The sequence below is a fragment of the Kineococcus sp. NBC_00420 genome (assembly GCF_036021035.1).
Taxonomy (GTDB): Bacteria; Actinomycetota; Actinomycetes; order Actinomycetales; family Kineococcaceae; genus Kineococcus.
In genome coordinates this window covers 2,162,904-2,183,382 of record NZ_CP107930.1, presented here as the reverse complement: position 1 = coordinate 2,183,382, position 20,479 = coordinate 2,162,904, and the positions used below count along the sequence as shown (strand labels likewise).

Annotated in this window: 16 protein-coding genes and 1 pseudogene; 10 read left to right on the top strand and 7 right to left on the bottom strand. The window is 72.0% G+C overall.

The features are described 5' to 3' along the window. Positions 1-3 precede the first annotated feature (3 nt). The 3 genes from OG218_RS10630 to OG218_RS10620 all read right to left on the bottom strand — a co-directional run bounded on the left by OG218_RS10630 (position 4) and on the right by OG218_RS10620 (position 2,593). Complete coding sequence (locus tag OG218_RS10630; RefSeq protein WP_328293190.1) at positions 4-885, bottom strand: right-handed parallel beta-helix repeat-containing protein; 882 nt, start codon at positions 883-885, stop codon at positions 4-6. A gap of 155 nt (positions 886-1,040) precedes the next feature. Then, entirely contained in the window at positions 1,041-2,042 is a 1,002-nt protein-coding gene (locus OG218_RS10625) for a TIGR03557 family F420-dependent LLM class oxidoreductase (protein WP_328293189.1), read from the bottom strand. Then, positions 2,039-2,593 (bottom strand): type 1 glutamine amidotransferase domain-containing protein, encoded by a 555-nt coding sequence (locus tag OG218_RS10620; protein ID WP_328293188.1) that lies wholly within the window; start codon positions 2,591-2,593, stop codon positions 2,039-2,041. Before OG218_RS10620 ends, OG218_RS10625 begins: the two co-directional genes overlap by 4 nt. Before the next feature lie 137 nt (positions 2,594-2,730). On the opposite strand from OG218_RS10620, the gene fbaA reads away from it, so the two are divergent. Further along, complete coding sequence (gene fbaA, locus OG218_RS10615; protein ID WP_328293187.1) at positions 2,731-3,753, top strand: class II fructose-bisphosphate aldolase; 1,023 nt, start codon at positions 2,731-2,733, stop codon at positions 3,751-3,753. A 61-nt stretch (positions 3,754-3,814) separates the two neighbouring features. Here the strand turns inward: fbaA and OG218_RS10610 are convergent, their stop codons facing one another. Continuing rightward, entirely contained in the window at positions 3,815-4,225 is a 411-nt protein-coding gene (locus OG218_RS10610; protein ID WP_328293186.1) for an STAS domain-containing protein, read from the bottom strand. A 221-nt stretch (positions 4,226-4,446) separates the two neighbouring features. On the opposite strand from OG218_RS10610, the gene OG218_RS10605 reads away from it, so the two are divergent. The 9 genes and pseudogenes from OG218_RS10605 to OG218_RS26630 all read left to right on the top strand — a co-directional run bounded on the left by OG218_RS10605 (position 4,447) and on the right by OG218_RS26630 (position 16,003). Beyond that, on the top strand, positions 4,447-6,867 hold the full coding sequence (locus tag OG218_RS10605; RefSeq protein WP_328293185.1) for an ATP-binding SpoIIE family protein phosphatase: 2,421 nt from the start codon (positions 4,447-4,449) through the stop codon (positions 6,865-6,867). 13 nt (positions 6,868-6,880) lie between these two features. Further along, positions 6,881-7,300 carry a DUF3151 domain-containing protein gene (locus OG218_RS10600; protein ID WP_328293184.1) on the top strand — a complete coding sequence of 140 codons (420 nt, stop codon included), beginning with the start codon at positions 6,881-6,883 and terminating at the stop codon, positions 7,298-7,300. Next, complete coding sequence (locus OG218_RS10595) at positions 7,297-8,337, top strand: NAD(P)/FAD-dependent oxidoreductase (RefSeq protein ID WP_328293183.1); 1,041 nt, start codon at positions 7,297-7,299, stop codon at positions 8,335-8,337. The genes OG218_RS10600 and OG218_RS10595 overlap by 4 nt, the downstream gene beginning before the upstream one ends. 131 nt (positions 8,338-8,468) lie before the next feature. Further along, positions 8,469-9,758 (top strand): adenylosuccinate synthase, encoded by a 1,290-nt coding sequence (locus OG218_RS10590; RefSeq protein ID WP_328293182.1) that lies wholly within the window; start codon positions 8,469-8,471, stop codon positions 9,756-9,758. Continuing rightward, positions 9,755-10,216 carry a GNAT family N-acetyltransferase gene (locus tag OG218_RS10585; RefSeq protein ID WP_328293181.1) on the top strand — a complete coding sequence of 154 codons (462 nt, stop codon included), beginning with the start codon at positions 9,755-9,757 and terminating at the stop codon, positions 10,214-10,216. Before OG218_RS10590 ends, OG218_RS10585 begins: the two co-directional genes overlap by 4 nt. 226 nt (positions 10,217-10,442) lie before the next feature. Then, positions 10,443-12,068, top strand: a complete 1,626-nt coding sequence (locus tag OG218_RS10580) for an ABC transporter substrate-binding protein (RefSeq protein ID WP_328293180.1) — start codon at positions 10,443-10,445, stop codon at positions 12,066-12,068. Positions 12,069-12,183: 115 nt separating this feature from the next. Further along, a complete protein-coding gene (locus OG218_RS10575) occupies positions 12,184-13,281 on the top strand; it encodes an ABC transporter permease (RefSeq protein ID WP_328293179.1) in 1,098 nt (365 codons plus the stop codon). 1 nt (position 13,282) lies between these two features. Continuing rightward, positions 13,283-14,236 (top strand): annotated as a pseudogene (locus OG218_RS26635) (ABC transporter permease); the annotation flags it as partial. A gap of 93 nt (positions 14,237-14,329) precedes the next feature. After that, the gene (locus OG218_RS26630; protein WP_380162364.1) at positions 14,330-16,003 is read left to right on the top strand and encodes a dipeptide ABC transporter ATP-binding protein; all 1,674 of its coding nucleotides are present in this window, start codon (positions 14,330-14,332) and stop codon (positions 16,001-16,003) included. A 43-nt stretch (positions 16,004-16,046) separates the two neighbouring features. On the opposite strand, the gene OG218_RS10565 is transcribed toward OG218_RS26630, so the two are convergent. The 3 genes from OG218_RS10565 to OG218_RS10555 all read right to left on the bottom strand — a co-directional run bounded on the left by OG218_RS10565 (position 16,047) and on the right by OG218_RS10555 (position 20,259). Next, entirely contained in the window at positions 16,047-16,655 is a 609-nt protein-coding gene (locus OG218_RS10565; protein WP_328293177.1) for a hypothetical protein, read from the bottom strand. 11 nt (positions 16,656-16,666) lie between these two features. After that, positions 16,667-17,053 carry a hypothetical protein gene (locus OG218_RS10560; RefSeq protein ID WP_328293176.1) on the bottom strand — a complete coding sequence of 129 codons (387 nt, stop codon included), beginning with the start codon at positions 17,051-17,053 and terminating at the stop codon, positions 16,667-16,669. Between the two features lie 86 nt (positions 17,054-17,139). Continuing rightward, positions 17,140-20,259 carry an MMPL family transporter gene (locus OG218_RS10555; RefSeq protein ID WP_328293175.1) on the bottom strand — a complete coding sequence of 1,040 codons (3,120 nt, stop codon included), beginning with the start codon at positions 20,257-20,259 and terminating at the stop codon, positions 17,140-17,142. Positions 20,260-20,479: the final 220 nt, after the last annotated feature.

Here is a 20,479-nt window from a genome sequence, read left to right as displayed (position 1 = left end):
GACTCAGGACTCCTCGGCGATGACGGGAGCGCTGACCCCGGCGGGACACGGTTGGACGGGGAACTCCACCGGTCCGCCGTCGCGGGTGTAGCTGTTGCAGACCAGGTCGATCCGGTCGCCCTCCACGAGGAACCCGCCGACGTGCTGCCGGTTCCAGATGAACTTCGAGTTCTGGACGATCCCGCCGCACTCGAACACGTCGAGCCCGGTACCGTTGCGCTGCAACGTGGTGCGGTCGACGTCGTAGCGCCCGTCCTGGCTGCAGGAGATCCCGGCGCCCCGGTTCCCCCGGATGAGGGAGTCGCGCACGACGAAGGCTCCGGGATCGATGGAGAAGGTGAAGAATCCCGTCTGGTTGGCCTCGGCCGTGGACCGCTCCACCCGCAGTCGCCCGTCGAAGACCGCGACGCCGCCCCGGGAGTTCCCGCTGAGGAGGGAGTTCCGCACGACGACGTCGCCACCCTGCTCGCTGTCGACCCCGACCCCGTTGCCCTGCAGTCGAGCCTCGCGCACGGTGCCGCCCACGCTCACCGGCCCGTCGTCGTTGGAGTAGTTGGCGGTGACCCCCGTGCCCCACCCCGAGATCGTGCCGTTGCGGACGGTCACGTCGCGGGCGGCGAAGAAGACGCCGCTGCTGTCCGTCCCGGCACCCGGGCCGGTGACCGAGTGCCCGTTCAGGTTGAGTTCGATGCCGTCGCGCGCGAGCTGCAGCCCGCCGCCCTGGGGGCAGACGACGTCGGCGGCCAGTCGCACGCTGGTCGTGAGGGTCGTCCCGCAGGGGACGACCACGGCCCGCGGCGCAGCCGCCGCCGACGCCCCGGGAGCGAGGGTCAGGAGCGCTGCGGTGAGAGGAGTGATCGCGAGAACTGCCGTGCGCTGACGCATGAAGACCTTCTTCGCCCGAGACCCCGATGTCTCCACGCAGCGTAGCGCTCCGGTGACACTCGGGAAAGGTTCAGGCGGCGCCGCCGCGACGGCGTACGCCGGTGCCCGGGCAGGTCGTGCCCGGGCGCCGGCGGGTCGGGAACGATCAGCCCGGTTCAGCTGGGGGAGGGGTCAGACCCCTGCGCCGCCTCGCGCAGGGCGGGGATGATCTCGCTCTGCGCCACCTTCAGGAACTCCGACTGGTGCTCCCCGCCGATCTGGACGAGCGAGAGGTCGGTGAAACCCGCCTCGAAGTAGGCGGACGCGGCTTCGACGATCGCGTCGACGGAGTTCCCGCAGGGGATCGTCCCGGCGACGTCCTCGGGACGCACGAACTGCGTGGCCCCCGCGAAACCGGCGGTCGTCGGCAGGTCGGCGTTCACCTTCCAGCCACCGGCGAACCAGCGGAACTGCTCGTGCGCCCGCGCGGTCGCGGCGTCCTGGTCGGCGTCCCAGCTGACCGGCATCTGCCCGATCTTGCGGCTGGGCCGCTGGCCGGGTTCGCGGGCGGCGTCCCAGGCGGCCAGGGCGGCCTCCGGTTCCACCGCGACGAGGTGGTCGGCCAACGGAGAGAACCTCGTCGCCGACTTCTCACCGCTGACCGCGACGGCGATCGGGACCCGGTGCTCGGGAACGTCCCACAGGCGGTGGGAGTCGACCCGGAAGTGGTCGCCGACGTAGGTGAGGAGTTCCCCGTCGAAGAGGTTCGAGATGATCTCGCAGGCCTCGACGAGCATGTCCTGACGTTCCTCGACCGCCGGCCAGCCCTGGCCGACGACGTGCTCGTTGAGGTTCTCCCCGGAACCCAGGCCGAGGACGAAGCGTCCTTCGGAGAGGATCTGAACCGTCGCGGCCTTCTGGGCCACGATCGCGGGGTGGTAGCGGATCGTGGGGCAGGTCACGTACGTCATGAGTTCCACCCGCGACGTCGTCGCCGCGACCGCCCCGAGCACCGACCAGGCGTAGGGCGCGTGCCCCTGCGAGGTCAGCCACGGCGAGGCGTGGTCGGAGAAGACGATCGTGTCGAAACCGGCCTCCTCGGCCGCCATCGCGTCCCGCACCAACCAGCGCGGGTCGGACTGCTCGCTCATGCAGGTGTAGCCGATGCCCGTGTTCACGCGATCGCCTCCACGAGGGCCTTGGTGAACGCCGGCAGGTCGTCGGGGTTGCGGCTGGTGATGAGCGGGCCGGGACCGGAGAGGTCCACGACGACCTCCTCGTCGACCCACTCGGCCCCGGCGTTGCGCAGGTCCGTCCGCAGCGAGGGCCACGACGTCATCCGTCGGCCCTTGAGCACGTCGGCCTCGACGAGGGTCCACGGGGCGTGGCAGATGGCGGCGATGGGGCGCGTCGACGCGGCGAACTGCCCGACGAACTTCACGGCCGACAGGCTCGTCCGCAGCGCGTCGGGGTTCGCGACCCCGCCCGGCAGGACGAGCGCGGCGTACTCGCTCGGGCTGGCGTCGTCCACGACGACGTCGACGTCGAAGGTGTCGCCCTTGTCGAGGTGGTCGAAGGCCTGCACCTGACCGGCCTTCGTCGAGATCAGCACGGGCTGCCCGCCCGCCTCCTGCACGGCCTTCCACGGTGCGGTCAGCTCGACCTGCTCGATGCCCTCGGTGGCCACGAGGAACGCGACCTTCTTGCCCTGCAAGCTGGTGTCCGTCATGGCCCCACGCTGACACCACGACGGGCGGTCGGCATCCGGGAAGGGCACCGGGAAGGGCACCGTGAAGGGCACACTGCGCTGCCTGAGGGGGGCGTGGAAGGATCGCCCTGCCAGAGTCGCCAGACGGAGGAGTCTCCATGCCCATCGCCACCCCGGACGTCTACGCCGAGATGCTCGACCGCGCGAAGGCCGGTTCCTTCGCCTACCCGGCCATCAACATCTCCTCGAGCATCACGCTGAACGCCGCCATCCGTGGTTTCGCCGAGGCCGAGAGCGACGGCATCGTCCAGGTCTCCACCGGCGGTGCGGAGTTCCTGTCGGGCACGACCGTCAAGGACATGGTCCTGGGGTCGCAGGCGCTCGCCGAGTACGCCCACCACGTGGCCAAGGGCTACGGCGTGAACATCGCCCTGCACACCGACCACTGCCCGAAGGACAAGCTGGACGGCTTCGTGCGTCCGCTGCTCGACATCTCGGCCGAGCGCGTGAAGTCGGGCCGCGACCCGCTGTTCCAGTCGCACATGTGGGACGGCTCGGCCGTGCCGCTCGACGAGAACCTCTCGATCGCGGAGGAGCTCCTGGCCCGGGCCGTCGCCGCCAAGATCATCCTCGAGGTCGAGATCGGCGTCGTGGGGGGCGAGGAGGACGGTGTCGCCCACGAGATCAACGACAAGCTCTACACGACCGTCGACGACGCGCTGGCGACCGTGAACGCGCTCGGCTCGGGGGAGAAGGGCCGCTACCTGACGGCCCTCACCTTCGGCAACGTCCACGGCGTCTACAAGCCCGGCGGGGTCAAGCTGCGCCCGGAGATCCTCAAGGAGATCCAGGAGAAGGTCGGCGCGCAGGTCGGCAAGGACAAGCCGTTCGACCTGGTCTTCCACGGCGGCTCCGGGTCCTCCGACCAGGAGATCAGCGACGCCGTCGACTACGGCGTCATCAAGATGAACGTCGACACCGACACCCAGTACGCCTTCACCCGCCCGATCGCGGACCACATGCTCCGCAACTACGACGGTGTGCTGAAGGTCGACGGCGAGGTCGGCAACAAGAAGACCTACGACCCGCGGGTCTGGGGCAAGGCCGGCGAGACGGGCATGGCCGCCCGCGTCGTCGAGGCCGCCCAGGCGCTGCGCAGCGCGGGCAAGAGCGTGAAGTGACGCGCTGAACGCGAGAAGGCCCGGTCCCCTCGCGGGGCCGGGCCTTCGTGCTGCGCGGTTCTCAGGCGGGCTGCGGCCCGTCGTCGTCCGGCGCGGTCAACCCCGGTTCCTCGTCGACGACGTCCAGGAGCTGGACGATGTTCGTCGTCTCGATGAGGAACTTCACGACCGCGGGCGGGCGGATCAGCGTCACCCGGCGCCCCTTGGACCGCGAGGCGAGGCGCGCGAGGAACGCGAGCCCCGTCGAGTCCATGAAGGTCACGTGGTGGGCGTCGACCTGCAACGGCCGGCCCGAGGTCAGCGCGTCCTCGGCCGCCTCGAGCAGGTCCGGGCCGAGTTCGGCGTCGATCTCGCCCGTGAGCACCACCCGGGTGGCCCGCGGTTCGTAGAGGACGTGCACCGAGCCGGGGTCCACCGAGCGCACCTGGGGCACCCGGGGGGCCTCGCCCGGCGGTGTCGCGTCGTTCGTCATGGGTCCTCCGTGGTCCGACCGCTGTGTGCCGTGCCCGGCTTCTACAGGCAGCGGATGTCCTTCCGCCCGGTCTCGAACCGGACGGTGGACCCGACGTCGTGCCCGCCACCCTCGACGCGCGCTCCGTTCGAGCCCCCTGCATGCTATCGACCGAGGCTCGCGCCGTTGTCGCGCACCTGTGACGACCCATCGCGTCCCAGACCACGAGGAGCTCCACCCCGATGTCCCGCAGCAGCCCGCAGGCGCTCGCGCTGCGCGAGCCGGCCGCCGTGCTGCTGCTGGTGTCCGTCCCGGCCCGTGCGAGCGGTGAGCTGCTGGCCCTCGACGCGAGCGCCCGTGCTGCCGCCGGGGTGGCCGAGGGCGGGTCCCCGCCGCGCGACCTGCGGGACTTCCTGCGCCGCGCCGGGATGGTGGACGACCCCGTCTGGGACCGCCTCGAGCGGGGTGAGGTGGTCGCGGGTGCCCGACTGCCCGGTGACCTCTGGGTCAGCGCCGGCCGGGTCCCCGACCACGACCAGCTCCTCGTCGTCGTGGTGCGCACCCACGCCGTCGAGCACGTGGGCCACGACGACACCCGCGGCGTCGTCGCCGCCGGCCCCGGGACGGCGCTGTCCGCCCTGCGCGAGGGCCACCTCGTCGTGGACTGGATCGACGGCGCCTTCACCCGCACCACCGGGGCCACCGCGCACGACGTGCTGGGCCGCTCCTGGGAGGAGCTGCTGAGCACCCGTGACGAGGCCGCGCTGGCGGAACTGACCCGCGGCGTCTCCCTGGCCCGGTCCACGACCGTCACGGTCCTGGACCACCGCGGCGACGGCACCGCCTTCCTGCACGAGGTCCGAGCCGTCCCGCTGCTGGACCGCACCGGCGCCGTCTGCCACGTCGTCTCCTGGCACTCCGACGTGACCCGTCGCACCGCCGAGGCGAGCGCCACCGACCACACCACCGATCGCACCGCCGAACGGCGGGCCGCCACCCGCCTCGAGGTCCTCGGCCGCCTCGACGCCGTCGTGCTCGACGAGGACGTGACCCACGGGATCCGCTCGGTCGTGCGGGTGCTGGGCGACCACCTCGTCTCCGCCGCGATGGTGGCGCTGCTGCGCGAGGGACCCGGGGGCGCCGCCACCGAGGTCGAAGTCGTCGCCGCCCACGGCCCGCGCCTGCACGGGCTCGTCGGCCACCGGCTGCGCCGTTCGCGCCAGGCCGGCCCGGACCCGCTGCTCGACCCCGCCGCGCCCGACACGGGGGAACCCCTGGAGATCGCGGCGCTCGACGCGCCTGCCGGGACCGCGACCGCGTGGCTCGCCGAGCTCACGGCCGGAACCCCTGCCCTGGCCCTGCCCCTGCGGGGTCGGGAGAACGTCATCGGCGTCCTCGTGGTCGTCCCGCACCCCGGGGGGACCGGGCCCGAGGACCGCACCGTGCTCGCCGGGGCAGCGCGGCGCGCGGGGTTGCTGGTGGAGAACGAACGACTGCACGCCCGCGAGCACGCCCTGGCCGAGACGCTGCAGCGCAGCATGCTGCCGGACGCGACGGGCCTCGACGGGATCGAGGGCCTCGACGTCTGGACGTTCTACGCCTCCAACGTCGAGCACGCCCAGGTCGGCGGTGACTGGTACGACGTCCTGCCGCCGGCGGTCGACGGTGGCGGCCAGCACGTCGCCGGGATCGTCGTCGGCGACGTCGTCGGCCACGACGTCGAGGCCGCAGCCGCGATGGGCCAGATCCGTTCCGTCGTCCGCTCCGCCGCCCACGAGCTCGACGACCCCGCCAGCGTCCTGATGCGTGTCGACCAGCTCACCGGCGGCATGCGCATCCCGCGGATGGCGAGCCTCGTCTACGCGACCCTGCAGCGCCTCGACGACGGCGGCTGGGAGATGGCCTGGTCCAGCGCCGGGCACCTGCCGCCGCTGCTGCGCCGCGGGAACGCCGACCCCCCGGCGGTGGAGGTCCTGAGCGAGGCGACCGGAACCCTCGTCGGGCTCGGCGAACGACCCCGGCCCACCCGCGAGCGCGCCCTCGCGCCCGGCGACGTCCTCGTCTTCTACACCGACGGCCTCATCGAGACCCGCGCCCGGCCCGTGCACGACGGGCTCGAGGTCCTCGTCGAGGTCCTCGCCGCCTCCCGGGCGCGCGACGCCGCCGGCATCGGGGAGGAGCTGCTCAGCGGACTCGGCGACACCCCCGAGGACGACACCGCCATCGTCGTCGTCCGCGTGCCGGAGGAGTCCGAGGCCGACGGCGGAGCGCTGCCCACGGCCGACACCCCACGCCGTCGCCGCTGGCAGCTGCCCGCGGAGCCGTCCTCCATCGGCAAGGCGCGGCACGCCACCCTGCGCGCCTGCGCCGTCTGGGGCCTGCGGTGCGGCCCGCAGGCCGAGATCGTCGTCTCCGAGCTCGTCGCCAACGCCGTCCTGCACGGCTGGGGGACCATCGGACTGCGCCTCTTCGACCTGCCGGGTGCCCTGCGCCTGGAGGTGGAGGACGACAGTCCCGAGGAACCCCAGGTCGTCGAGGCCCGTCCCGACGGCGGGGGTGGGCACGGCATGCGCCTCGTCGCCTCGCTGGGCCGGTGGGGGACCACCCGCACCCGGCGGGGCAAGATCGTCTGGGTCGAGATCCCGACCGCCCCGAAGAACTAGGAGAGGACCTCCCGTGACCACCGGAACCAACCTGCTCGGCGGACCCCCGCCCACCCACCTGCCCGCCGTCCCGGAGGTCGACGCGGAGCTCGCCGCCGGGACGGACCCCGACGCCGTCGCCGCGGGGCACCCCTCGGCGTCGTTGCCCTGGGCCCTGCTCGCCGAGCGCGCACTCGCGGCGGGGGAGACCATGACCGCGTACGCGTTCGCGCGCACCGGGTACCACCGCGGGCTGGACGCGTTGCGTCGTGCCGGCTGGCGCGGACACGGTCCCGTGCCGTGGGCGCACGAACCGAACCGGGGTTTCCTGCGGGCGCTCGCCGTCCTGCAGCAGGCCGCGGCCCGCATCGAGGAGACAGAGGAAGCCGTGCGCTGCACCACGTTGCTCGAGGACTGCGACCCGATCGCCGCCCGGGAGCTGATCCCCTCGTGACCACCCCCGCGACGCCCGAGCGTCCCGTCCTCGTCGTCGGGGCCGGCATCTCCGGTCTGGCCTGCGCCCGCGTGCTGGCCGACGCCGGCGTGCCCGTGCGGGTCCTGGACCGCGGGCGTCGCGTCGGGGGCCGCATGAGCGGGCGCCGGGTCGAGACGAGCGTGGGGACCCGCGTGGTCGACCTCGGTGCGGCCTACTTCACCGCCGAGGGGTCCGGGGGGTTCTCCGAGGTCGTGGCCGACTGGGAACGCCGGGAACTGGCCCGGCCCTGGACCGACACGTTCGCCAAGATCTCCGGCCGCGCCGCCGCGGGCGGCGGGCTCGCGGGGTCCTCGACCGGCCCCGTGCGCTGGGGGACCCCCGGCGGGTTGCGGAGCCTGCTCGACGACCTCGTCGCCCCGCCGGGACGGGACCCGCTCGACGTCGTGAGCGGCATCGACGTGGAGGCCGTGGACGGCACCCTCGACGGCCCGGTCGTCGACGGGCGTCCCGCCGCCGCGGTCGTGCTCGCGATGCCGGACCCGCAGGCCGCGGACCTGTTGCCGCGCATGGTCGCGACGCGTCTGGACGTGTCCGCGCGCTGGAACTGGCGTCCCTGCATCGCCGTCTACGCGGCCTGGGACCAGCGCTGGTGGCCGGACTTCCACGGAGCCTTCGTCAACGACTCCGACCTGCTCGTCTTCCTCGTCGACGACGGGTCCCGCCGGGGCGACGGGGCCCCCGTCCTCGTCGCGCACACGGCCCCGGACGTCTCCAGCGACCACCTCGACGCCCCCGCGGCCATCGTCCCCGAGGTCCTCGCCGAGCTCGGACCCTTGCTGACGTCGGCGGCGACGCCCGCGCCGACCTGGGCCCGCGCCCACCGCTGGTCCCTGGCGGAACCGTTGCGTCCGCACGCCGACGCGGCCTTCGGCTGGGACGAGGGCAGTCGGATGGGCGTCTGCAGCGACGCGTGGGGTGGACGGCCCAAGGTGCAGACGGCCTGGGAGTCGGGCACCGCGATCGGTCGCGATCTCGCGGAGCGCTTCGCCGGCTGACCGCCCGCGCGTTCACCACCCGGTAAGCTCGGCGTGGTCTGCGGCGACCGCCCCACCGCTCTCGGGTGCCGGGTGGTCCGTGGGGCCAGATGCACCCGGACAAGTCGTGTCACAGGAAGACAGGGGATCTCATGCCCGCGATCGTGCTCGTCGGCGCCCAGTGGGGGGACGAGGGCAAGGGCAAGGCCACCGACGCCCTCGGTGCACGGGTCGACTACGTCGTGAAGTTCAACGGCGGCAACAACGCCGGCCACACGGTCGTGGTCGGCGACGAGAAGTACGCCCTGCACCTGCTGCCCAGCGGGATCCTCACCCCCGGGGTCACCCCCGTCATCGGCAACGGTGTCGTCGTGGACCTCTCGGTCCTCTTCGAGGAGATCGACGCGTTGACGGCGCGCGGGGTCGACTGCTCGAAGCTCCTGCTCTCCGCCTCGGCCCACGTGATCGCGCCGTACCACCGCGTGCTCGACCAGGTGACCGAGCGGTTCCTGGGCAGCCGCAAGATCGGGACCACCGGTCGCGGGGTCGGACCGTCCTACGCGGACAAGATCAACCGCATCGGCATCCGGGTCCAGGACCTCTTCGACGAGTCGATCCTGCGGCAGAAGGTCGAGGGCGCCCTCGACCAGAAGAACCACCTGCTGCTGAAGGTCTACAACCGTCGTGCGGTGTCGGTCGACCAGACCGTGGACGAGCTGCTGTCCTACCGCGAGCGCATCGCGCCGATGGTGACCGACGTCAGCCTCGAACTCTCCCGCGCCCTCGACCGCGACGAGATCGTCCTCTTCGAGGGCGGCCAGGCCACGATGCTCGACATCGACCACGGCACCTACCCGTTCGTCACGTCCTCCAGCGCCACCGCGGCGGGCGCCTGCACCGGGGCGGGGATCCCGCCGAACCGGATCGACCGCATCGTCGCCGTCGTCAAGGCGTACACGACGCGTGTCGGCGAGGGGCCGTTCCCCACGGAACTGCTCGACGCGGACGGCGAGAAGCTGCGCCAGGACGGTGGCGAGTTCGGCACCACGACCGGTCGCCCGCGCCGCACCGGCTGGTACGACGCGGTCATCTCGCGCTACGCGGCCCGGATCAACGGGGTGACCGACTTCGTGCTGACGAAGCTCGACACCCTCACCGGCTGGGAACGCATCCCGGTCTGCGTCGCCTACGACGTCGACGGCGTCCGGCACGACGAGATCCCGATGTCGCAGACCGACTTCCACCACGCGACGCCGGTCTACGAGTTCTTCGACGGCTGGACCGAGGACATCACCGGCGCCCGCACGATGGCCGACCTGCCGAAGAACGCCCAGGCCTACGTCGAGGCCCTCGAGGAGTTCTCCGGTTCCCGGATCTCCGCCGTCGGCGTCGGTCCGGACCGCGAGCAGACCGTCGTGCGGCACGACCTGCTCGGGTCGTGAGCGACCACACGGGTCCCGTCCGGTTCGTGGTGCGGGAGGCGGCGCTCGCCGACCTCCCGCCCGCGGTCCTCTACGCCCTGCTCCGGCTGCGGGTCGAGGTGTTCGTCGTCGAGCAGCGCTGCGCCTACGCCGAACTCGACGGTCGCGACCTCGAACCCTCGTGCCTGCACGTGTGGGCGCAGGCGCCGGACGGTTCCGTGCTCGCCACGCTGCGGGTCCTGCGCGACACCGACGGACGCGGCCGGATCGGGCGCGTCGCCACGGCCGCCGGTGCCCGCGGCGCCGGGGTCGCGGGGGCGTTGATGCGCCGGGCGCTGGAACTCCTCCCCGGGGTGGACGTCGTCCTGGACGCCCAGGCCCACCTCGAGCACTGGTACGCCCGGTTCGGTTTCGCCGCCAGCGGCCCCGAGTTCGTCGAGGACGCCATCCCGCACGTCCCCATGCTGCGATCCGCCTGATCTCCGCAGCGACCGGACGCACCCCGCGACGTGGCGGGGTGCGGGCGCGGTCGGCGCGCCACGTTTCGCGCAGGTCAAGCTCGTGTTTCCATTGCGCTACGGGCTGGGCGGATTGTTTGGTGCATCGTCGGAGATGTGGTCAAATCGTCCAGCCTCGGACAGGATGCACGTGAGGACTACAACGGGGTGAGTCCAGTCCGTCTCCCACCACGAACGAAGCGGGACCATGAAACGACGTTTGTCCGCCTCCATCGCCGCACTGGGTCTGCTGGCGTTGAGCGCCTGCTCGACCTCCACGGCCCAGAACGACGACAACGCCGCCGGCGGGAGTGACGCCCTCACGGTCGGCACGACCGACAAGGTCACCAAGATCGACCCGGCCGGGTCCTACGACACGGGCTCGACGTTCGTCGAGAACCAGGTCTACCCCTACCTCGTGGAGCAGAAGCCGGGCAGCTCCGAGGTGGAACCCAGCATCGCCGAGTCCGCCGAGTTCACCGACCCCACGACCTACACCGTGAAGCTCAAGTCGGGTCTGAAGTTCGCCAACGGTCACGAACTCACCTCCTCGGACGTGAAGTTCAGCTTCGACCGCCAGAAGGCGATCGCCGACCCCAACGGACCGGCCTCCCTGCTGGGATCCCTCGACTCCGTCGCGACGCCCGACGCCAGCACCGTCGTCTTCACCCTGAACCGGGCCGACCAGACGTTCCCGCAGATCCTCGCCAGCGCCGCCGGGCCCATCGTGGACGAGCAGGTGTTCTCCCCGAACTCGCTCACCGCGGACGCCGACATCGTGGCCGCGAAGGCGTTCGCCGGCCCGTACACGATCGCGAGCTACCAGTTCAACAAGCTGGTCTCGTACAAGGCGTTCGACGGCTACCAGGGGCTGCTGGGCAAACCCGCGTCGAGCACCGTGAACATGACGTACTACACCGACGCGAACAACATGAAGCTCGACATCTCCAACGGCAAGATCGACGTGGCGTGGCGCTCGCTGTCCGCCACCGACATCGCCGACCTGGAGAAGAACGACAAGGTCAAGGTCCACAAGGGCCCCGGCGGGGAGATCCGCTACATCGTCTTCAACTTCGACACCATGCCGTTCGGGGCCAAGTCCGACAGTCCCGACCCGGCCAAGGCGCTCGCCGTCCGCCAGGCGATGGCCGACTCCGTCGACCGCGAGGCGATCGCCAACCAGGTCTACAAGGGCACCTACACCCCGCTCTACTCCTACCTCCCCGAGGGTCTCGCCGGGGCCAACGAGTCCCTCAAGAGCGCCTACGGCGACGGTTCCGGTGGGCCGGACGTCGACAAGGCCAAGCAGGTCCTCGCCGCGGCCGGGGTGACCACCCCGATCGACATCAAGCTGCAGTACAACCCCGACCACTACGGTGCGTCCTCGGGTGACGAGTACGCGCAGGTGAAGCAGCAGCTCGAGGACACCGGGCTGTTCACGGTCGACCTGCAGTCGACGGAGTGGGTCCAGTACTCCAAGGACCGTTCCTCCGACGTGTACCCGATGTACCAGCTGGGCTGGTTCCCCGACTACTCCGACGGGGACAACTACCTCACGCCGTTCTTCTACGACACCGACGAGTCGGCGAGCTTCCTCGCCAACCACTTCCGCGACCAGGCGATCAACGCCGAGATCGCGGAGCAGGTCGGGATGACCGACGCCGACCAGCGCAAGGCGCTGATCGGGAAGATCCAGGACGACGTCGCCGCGCAGCTGCCGACGCTGCCGCTGCTGCAGGGTTCGCAGGTCGCGATCTCCGGCACCGACGTCAAGGGGGTCGACGACACGCTCGACGCCTCCTTCCGGTTCCGGTTGTCGTCGCTGAGCAAGTAGGCCTCCGGCCGCACGACGAGGCGCTCGCCCGCGCGGTGGGCGCCTCGTCGTGCGTGCGGTCCCCGTCGCCCCGGCGCCACGACCCTGCAGGCGCTGCCCACCCCCGGAGCAACCCATGTCATCGACGACCGCTGTCCCCGGTACCACCGACGGCGCACCCGACCCGGTCGCGGCGCCCCGACGAGGCGGTGGTTCCGGCCTCCTGCGTTACCTGGTGGTCCGGTTCCTGCTGATCATCCCGACCGTGTGGATCCTCACCACGCTCGTGTTCTTCCTGATGCGGATCACCGGCGACCCCATCACCGCGGCCCTCGGCGGGCGGCTCACGTCGGCGCAGCTGGCCGAACGCGTCCACCAGGCCGGTTACGACCGGCCGATCCTCGTCCAGTACGTCGAGTACATGGGGAACCTGCTGCACGGTGACTTCGGGACCTCCATCTCCGACGGCCGTGCGGTCACCGACGTGCTGCTCGAGTACGGCGCCGCGACGCTCGAACTCGCGTTCTACGCCGTGATCGTCGCCGTCGTGCTGGGCATCCCGCTCGGGATGGTGGCGGCCCGGGTGCGGGACCGCTGGCCCGACGCGACCCTGCGCATCCTCGCGGTCCTGGGCTACGCGACCCCGGTGTTCTTCGCCGGTCTGCTCCTGAAACTGGTGTTCGGGTCGTTCTGGCCGGTCCTCCCGGTCGCCGGCCGGGCGAGTTCGAACGTGCAGCTCGTCATGGGCGGGGTCGTGAACCCCACCGGGATCTACACCCTGGACGCCCTGCGCATCGGTGACCTCGGCGCGCTGGGCGACGTGCTCTCGCACGCGGTCCTGCCGGCCGTCTGCCTCGGGGTCATCACCGGCAGCACGTTCCTGCGCCTGACTCGGACGAACCTCATCGGCACCCTCGACGCCCAGTACGTGGAGTCCGGGCGCTCCCGCGGGGTCAGCGAGTTCCGCCTCGTGACCCGGCACGCGCTGCGACCGGCCCTGATCCCGATCATCACCGCCATGGGCCTGCAGATCGCCATGCTCCTCGGCGGAGCCGTCCTCACCGAGACGACGTTCGAGTGGGGTGGGCTGGGGAACCAGCTCGCGCAGTACCTCACCGCCCGCGACTTCGTCGCCGTGCAGGGCATCGTCGTCCTGCTCGCCGTGATCGTCGCCGTCACGAACTTCGTGGTGGACGTCATCGCCGCCCTGATCGACCCTCGAGTGAGGTACTGACATGACGGATCCGCAGCAGGACACCGTGGCCCCCGATCCCACCTCCGACCTCCCGACGTCGGGCCGGCGGTCGTCACCGCTGTGGCGCCTGCCCGTCCTGCGGGAACTGCGGTCCTCGGTCGGGCTGCAGCGCGGCATGCTCCTCACCGGACTGGTCATCGTCGGCGTGGTCGTCCTGATCGCCGTGTTCGTCCCGCTCATCGCGCCCTACGGGTACGCGCAGTTGAGCGACGCCGACGGCGGGTTCGGCGCCCAGCAACCGCCGAGTTCGGCGCACCTCTGGGGCACGACCGTCGGCGGCTTCGACGTCTTCTCCCGCGTCCTGTGGGGTACGCGGACCGCGCTGTTCGTGATCGTGGTCGCCGTGGCGATGAGCCTCTTCGTCGGGGTGGCCCTCGGTCTGGTCTCCGGGTACCTGGGCGGCTGGTTCGACCGGGTGCTCGTCGTCGTCGCCGACGCCGTCTACGCCTTCCCGTCGCTGCTGCTGGCCATCGTCATGACCATCGTCATCTCGGGCGGTCAGTCGAAGGTCGTGGGCGGGGTCCTCGCCGCCGCCATCTCCATCACCGTGGTGTTCGTGCCGCAGTACTTCCGCGTGGTGCGTTCGGAGGCGGCCCGGATCAAGGCCGAACCGTTCGTGGAGGCCGCCCAGGTGCTGGGGGAGTCGACCCTGCGCATCATCGTGCGCCACGTGTTCCGCAACGCCACCCGCAACATCCCGCTCATCTCCACCCTCAACGCCTCCGAGGCGATCCTGACGCTCGCGGCCCTGGGCTTCCTGGGTTTCGGCATCGAGCCGACCTCGGCGTCGGAGTGGGGTTTCGACCTGAACAAGGCCGTCTCCGACGTGACGAGCGGCATCTGGTGGACGGCGCTGTTCCCGGGTCTCGCGATCGTGCTGACGGTGCTCGGCATCACCCTCGTCGGTGAGTCCATGAACGACCTGTCCGACCCCCGGCTCCGCCGCCGCAAGCGTGCGCTGAAGGCGGCGTTCGCCGCCGGGCACGTCCCCGCGCGCGCCGCCGTCCCCACCCGTTCCGAGGGCGCGATCCTCGACATCTCCCACCTCGACGTCACCTTCGCGACGGACTCCGGTGACGTCCCCGCGGTCCGCGACCTGTCGCTGCGGGTCGTGGCGGGCGAGGTCCTGGCGATCGTCGGTGAGTCCGGTTCCGGGAAGAGCGTGACCGCCCGCAGCATCCTCGGGTTGCTGCCCGAGACCGCGACCCGTTCGGGGGCGGTGGTCCTCGCCGGGACCGACGTCCTCACCGCGTCGTCGGCGCGGCTGCGGGCGATGCGCGGTGCCGACGTGTCGATGGTCTTCCAGGAGCCGTCGACGGCGCTGAACCCCGTCTACACCGTGGGCTTCCAGATCGTGGAGGGGTTGCGGGCGCACAACCCACGGACCCCCCGCAAGGAGTTGAAGGCGCGGGCCGTCGCGGCGATGGAGCAGGTGGGCATCCCCGACGCGGCCTCGCGCTACGACTACTACCCGCACCAGTTCTCCGGCGGGCAGAAGCAGCGCATCGTCATCGCGATGGCCCTGGCCCTGGGCGCGGAACTCATCGTCGCGGACGAACCCACGACGGCCCTCGACGTGACCGTGCAGGCCGAGATCCTCGACCTGCTGCGGGACCTGCGGGACCGGACGGGTACGGCGATCGTCCTCATCACGCACAACATGGGCGTCGTCGCCGACCTGGCCGACCGGGTCGCCGTGATGTACCGCGGGGAGGTCGTCGAGGTCGCCGACGTGGCGACCCTGTTCGCCGCGCCGCAGGCCGACTACACGCGGCGTCTGCTCGCCGCGGTACCGCGGCTCTCGGTCACGGAGGTCGACGGGATCTCGACCGGGGCCTCCTCCGGGGAACCGCTGCGCGAGGTGTCCGTCGCTGACCCGGTCGTCGTGTCCCGGGGGCTGCAGGTCGTGTTCCCCGGGGGGATCGGCAAGCCGGACTTCCACGCTGTGCGCGGGGTCGACTTCTCGATCGCGCGGGGTGAGGTCCTGGGTCTGGTCGGGGAGTCCGGTTCGGGGAAGACGACGATCGGGCGGACCCTCGCCGGTCTGACCCCGGCCGCCGGTGGGTCGCTCACCGTCTTCGGTCACGAGATGGTCGGGTTCAAGGAGCGCGCGTTCCGGCCGCTGCGCAAGCAGATCGGGTTCGTGTTCCAGGACCCCGCCGCGTCGTTCAACCCGCGGCTGACGATCGGGGAGTGCGTCGCGGAACCCCTGGTGGTGCACCGGCCCGAGGTCGGCGCGACCGCACGGGCCGCGCGCGTCCGCGAGCTGCTCGAGGCCGTCGAGCTGCCCACGTCGTACGCGGACCGCTACCCGCACGAGTTGTCGGGCGGTCAGCGCCAGCGGTGCTCGCTGGCCCGGGGGATCGCCCTCGACCCCGAGCTTCTCATCGCCGACGAACCCACCTCGGCGCTCGACGTCTCGGTGCAGGCCACCGTGCTGGAGCTGTTCACGCAGTTGCAGCAGCGGTTCGGTTTCGCGGCCCTGTTCATCTCCCACGACCTCGCCGTGGTGGACATGCTCGCCGACCGGATCGGGGTGCTGTTCCACGGCCGCCTCGTCGAGCACGGCACCAGCGAACAGGTGCTGCGCGACCCGCGCCACGACTACACGAAGCGCCTGATCGCCTCGTTGCCGGTGCCCGACCCCGCCGAGCAGGCCGGTCGCCGCGAGCTCGCCCGGACCCTGCGCCAGCAGGCCTGACCCCCACCCCCGACCCGTGATCTCGTGGGGATTCCCAGCGGGATCACGCGTCGGAGGGGTGGCGGCGGGCGGCGACGAGGCGGGTGACGACGAGCAGGCAGGCCGCGGCGACGCCCGCGACGATCGCCGCGGTCAGCGCGATCACGCCGGAGACCGTGGCGACGGTCAGGATCGCGGCCGCGGCCGTGTACATCGGAGCGGCCCTGAACCACCACACGCCGGCGGGTTCCGGGTCGGGCTGCCGGTCGCGGGCCAGGGCTCCGAAGACGATCGTGAAGGCGAAGAGGACCCACAGCATGCTGGTGTCCGGGTCCTGGCGGAGAGCTAGGACGGCCGAGACGACGGCCACCCCCAGGGCCAGGAGCGTCCAGTAGGCCAGCTCGATCCGGTCGGGGATGCTGCCGGCGTTGCGTAGCGGGACGTGCCACCAGGCGCGTCGCCGGAGCAGTGCGCCGAGCGCGTCGGGTCCGATGAAGCTGAACGGGGCGACGAAGCCGACGGCCGAGGACCCCCTGCCCACTCCGAGCGCGAGGCCGAGGAGGGCCACCCAGCCGAGGAGCTGCACGCCGAGGCCGCTCGCGTAGAGCCGCCGCGCCGGGCCTCGGCGCCGCAAGGGGTGCGTCGGGAGCGTGTCGATGAGTTCCTGGGACATCGTCGTCGTCCTCACAGTCCACGGTTCCTGAGGGTCTTGTGCAGGGCCTGCCGGGAGACGCCGATGAGTTCGGCGAGTTCCACCAGGCTGTGGTCCTCGACCAGGTCGGCGAGGAGCGAGGCGCGCGCACCGGCCACGTGCGAGCGCAGCGCCGACGCGGCGGCGTCGACCTCGGCCAGCACCAGTGCGGCCCCCAGCGGGCCCCCGCACTCGCCGAGCCAGTCGCGGTCGGCGGGCTCTCCCCACAGCTGGGCGAGGAGGCCGCGTCCGAGGTCGTCCACCACGTCGCGCACGACGGCCGGGGTCGTGTGGGTGGCGAGGCGGGCCGAGACGGCGCCCAGGGAGAAGTCGCCGGCGCGGTGCGGCAGGGCCTCGCGCCACTCCTCGGTGTCCGTCACCCAGACCATGAAACCCAGGGTTGACGACTGTGTCAACCCTGGGTTTCACCCTGCTGTCCGTGATCTTGCCGGGAATCCCCGCAAGATCACGAGTCGGAGGGGGTGGCTCCTTCGCCGAGCTCGACCTCGACGTCGCGGTGGGTGCCCTCGTCGACCTCGACGGTGGTCGCGACGGGGGCGTAGCCCGCCGCGGTCAGCGTGTAGTGGCCGGCGGAGAGGTCGTCGAAGTGGAACGACCCCTCGGGGTCGGTGGTGGCGCGCTCGACGACGGAGCCGCCACCGTCCACCAGCGTCACGGCGGCCTCGGGCACCCCGCGTCCGTCGCTGGCGGCGGACACCTGGCCGATCAAGCGGCCACCGTGGCTGAGGCGCACGTCCTCCTCGAGCTCCTGGCCGGGCCCGAGGTCGATCGTGCGGGCCACCGGACGGAACGACTCGCTCAGCACGCTCAGGACGAACGTGCCGGCGACCAGGTCGCTCAACCGGTAGCGACCCGTCTCGTCGGTGCGGGTGGAGGCCACCACCCGGCCCTGGACGTCGAGCAGGGTGAGGACGCCGTCGCACACCGGGTCCCTCCCGTCGGCCCCCGTCACGAGGCCGTGCACGGCGGCGTTGCCGACGAGCCGGACGTCGTGGCGCACCGTGCGGTCGGAGACCGGGACGAGGTGGGCGGCGGGCTTCGCGTCCGCCGCGGCGACGATGAGGACGAACGTGCCGCCCGCCTCCAGCGGCAGCTCGTAGAACCCGACCTCGTCGGACGTGCTCCGCACGACCTGCTGTCCCGCGGGGTCGGTGACGGTGAGCACGGCGCCGGCCAGCGGGTTCCCCGCCGACCCGGTGACCAGCCCGACGATCCCGAGCGGGAGGTCCTGCAGGATCCGCGCGACCCGCTGCTCGGCCGGCATCCCGTGCGGGGTCCTCGCGAGTTCCGGGTCGACCGGGCGGCGACGTTCCTCGCGCTGGCTGGGGACCGGAACCGCCTGCGCGGGAGCCGGTCCGCTCGAGGCGGCGGCCTCGGTGCTGAGGAGGGCCTCGAGGCTGCGACCCTCGGCGTCCACGTTCGGGACGAGCTTCTGCATCCACCGCGGCATCCACCAGGCGGCGTTGCCGAGCAGGGTCAGCGCCGCGGGCATGATGACCATGCGGACGACGAGTGCGTCGGCGAGGACGCCCACGGTGAGGGCCATGCCGATCGACCCGATGATCTGGTCGCCGCTGGTGGCGAACCCGACGAAGACGCCGGACATGATGAACGCGGCCGCGACGACGACGGGCGCCGACCGGCGGAACCCGGCGAGGACGGCGTCCTTGGGCCTGCGGCCGTGGGCGTGCTGCTCGTGGATCGCCGAGACCATGAACATCTGGTAGTCCATCGCGAGCCCGAACAGGATCCCGACGACCAGCACCGGCATGAAGCTCAGCAGCGGTGCCGGCTGGGCGACCTGGAAGACGTCGGAGAGCCAGCCCCACTGGTAGATCGCGACGACGGCCCCCAGCGAGGCACCGAGCGAGAGCAGGAACCCGACGGTGGCCAGCAGCGGGACCGCCAGCGAGCGGAACAGCATGATCAGCAGGAGGAGCGCCAGGACCACGATCAGCGCGATGTACTTCGGCAGCGCGTCGTTGAGCGAGTCGGTGACGTCGATGTCCAGCGCGGTCTGACCGGTGACGAGGACCTCGGCCCCGGTGGTGCCGCCGGTGGCGGAACGGATGCTGCGGACCAGGTCGCTGGTGCGGGTGTCCGTCGGCCCGCTGCCCGGCACGACGGTGATGAGCTGCGCGGTGCCGTCGGCGGAGGGGATGCCCGGCACGACGGCCGCGACGTCGGCGAGGCCCTTGACCTCGTTCGTGACCTCGGTGGCCGCGCCGGCGACGGCGGTCGCGTCCGTGCCGTTGACCAGGACGAGGAGGCTGGACTGCGAGCCCGGCCCGAAGCCCTGGACGAGCAGGTCGTAGGCCTGGCGGGAGGAGCTCGCCGGGTCGTCGTTCTCGGCCGAGGGCAGCGCCGTCCGCATCGAGGCGACGGGGATGGCGATGGCGCCGACGAGCACGACGGCCACGAGCAGCGAGACGACGGGGTGGTTGGTGACGCCGCGGGCCCAGCGGCCCAGCAGCCCCGGACCGGCCAGGTCGGCCTCGGCGTGGTCGTCGCTCTCCGCGGCGGCCCGCAGACCGGCCGGGTCGCGGTGGCGTTCCTTCTTGGGCAGCACCTTCAGGCCGAGGACCTTGAGGAACGCCGGGACGGCGGTCAGGGCCACGATGACGGCGATGAAGACCGTGGCCGCGGCGGCCAGACCCATCTGGGTGAGGAACGGGATGTCGACGACCGCGAGACCGGCCAGGGCGATGATGACCGTGGTCCCGGCGAACACGACGGCCGTCCCGGCCGTCCCGGTGGCCTTGGCGATCGCGCGGTCGAGGGTCTCGCCGCGGCGCAGCTCGGTGCGGGTCCGGGCGAAGACGAACAGCGCGTAGTCGATGCCGACCGCGAGCCCGAGCATGCCGGCCAGGGCCGGGGTGGTGGCCGAGAGCGAGACGACGTTGCCCAGCGCCGTGATGCCGAGGATGCCGGCGCCGACCCCGAGGCCCGCCGTGAGGAGGTTCGCCCCCGCGGCGGCCAGGGCGCCGTAGGTGAGGATGAGGACGAGGAACGCGACGGCGACGCCGATGGCCTCGCTCGCGTGCCCGGCCTCGCTCGTCACGACCTGCGACGTCATCTCGACGCGGACGTCGCCGGCGTCGTGGTCCGTCGCCGCGACGAGCGCGTCGGCCTGCTCCTTGGTGATGTCCCCGACGACCCCGTCGAAGGTCACCGTGGAGGACGCGATCGTCCGGTCGGCGGAGAGCATCGGGGTCTCGGCCGCGAGCGGGTCGCTCACCGAGACGACCCCGTCGAGACCCCGCAGCTGCGCCAGCAGGTCCTCGACGGAGGCCGCGTCGGCACCGGTGAGGGTCTGCCCCGCGGGGGCCTGGAAGACGACCGTCGCGGTGGCGTTGTTGGCGCCGGAGGAGAACTTCTGCCCGATGAGGTCCAGACCCTCGCTGGCCTGCGTCCCCGGGATCGAGAAGCTGGTGTCGGTCGCGGCGGTCTTGTCGACGCCGTAGGCGAGGCCGGCGAGGACGGCCAGCAGGACGGCCCAGACGGCGAGCACCTGCCAGTGGCGGCGGGCGCTGAAGCGGCCCAGTCGGTACAGCAGGGTTGCCATCGGGGGAAGGCTCCTTCGTGAGGGACGACACGAGGTCCGTCGGCGCCGGTGGCGACGTAGCTCTACTGCGTGGAGATGCTCGACGGTACCCCGGCCGCGCGAGGCGGGCCAAGGGACGTCACCTAGTCGATCGGCTAGTTGTCGACGGGTGGATCATCCGTCGAAAGTCGTAGCCGCAGGTACAGTGACGTCCGGACGGCACCGGACGTCCACGGTGACG

Excerpts from the sequence above, each read along its gene's own strand:
- fbaA (WP_328293187.1), top strand. The coding sequence starts at position 2,731 with ATGCCCATCGCCACCCCGGACGTCTACGCCGAGATGCTCGACCGCGCG.
- OG218_RS10630 (WP_328293190.1), bottom strand. The coding sequence starts at position 885 with ATGCGTCAGCGCACGGCAGTTCTCGCGATCACTCCTCTCACCGCAGCG.
- OG218_RS10605 (WP_328293185.1), top strand. The coding sequence starts at position 4,447 with ATGTCCCGCAGCAGCCCGCAGGCGCTCGCGCTGCGCGAGCCGGCCGCC.
- OG218_RS10575 (WP_328293179.1), top strand. The coding sequence starts at position 12,184 with ATGTCATCGACGACCGCTGTCCCCGGTACCACCGACGGCGCACCCGAC.
- OG218_RS10565 (WP_328293177.1), bottom strand. The coding sequence starts at position 16,655 with ATGTCCCAGGAACTCATCGACACGCTCCCGACGCACCCCTTGCGGCGC.
- OG218_RS10580 (WP_328293180.1), top strand. The coding sequence starts at position 10,443 with ATGAAACGACGTTTGTCCGCCTCCATCGCCGCACTGGGTCTGCTGGCG.
- OG218_RS10620 (WP_328293188.1), bottom strand. The coding sequence starts at position 2,593 with ATGACGGACACCAGCTTGCAGGGCAAGAAGGTCGCGTTCCTCGTGGCC.
- OG218_RS10555 (WP_328293175.1), bottom strand. The coding sequence starts at position 20,259 with ATGGCAACCCTGCTGTACCGACTGGGCCGCTTCAGCGCCCGCCGCCAC.
- OG218_RS10610 (WP_328293186.1), bottom strand. The coding sequence starts at position 4,225 with ATGACGAACGACGCGACACCGCCGGGCGAGGCCCCCCGGGTGCCCCAG.
- OG218_RS10590 (WP_328293182.1), top strand. The coding sequence starts at position 8,469 with ATGCCCGCGATCGTGCTCGTCGGCGCCCAGTGGGGGGACGAGGGCAAG.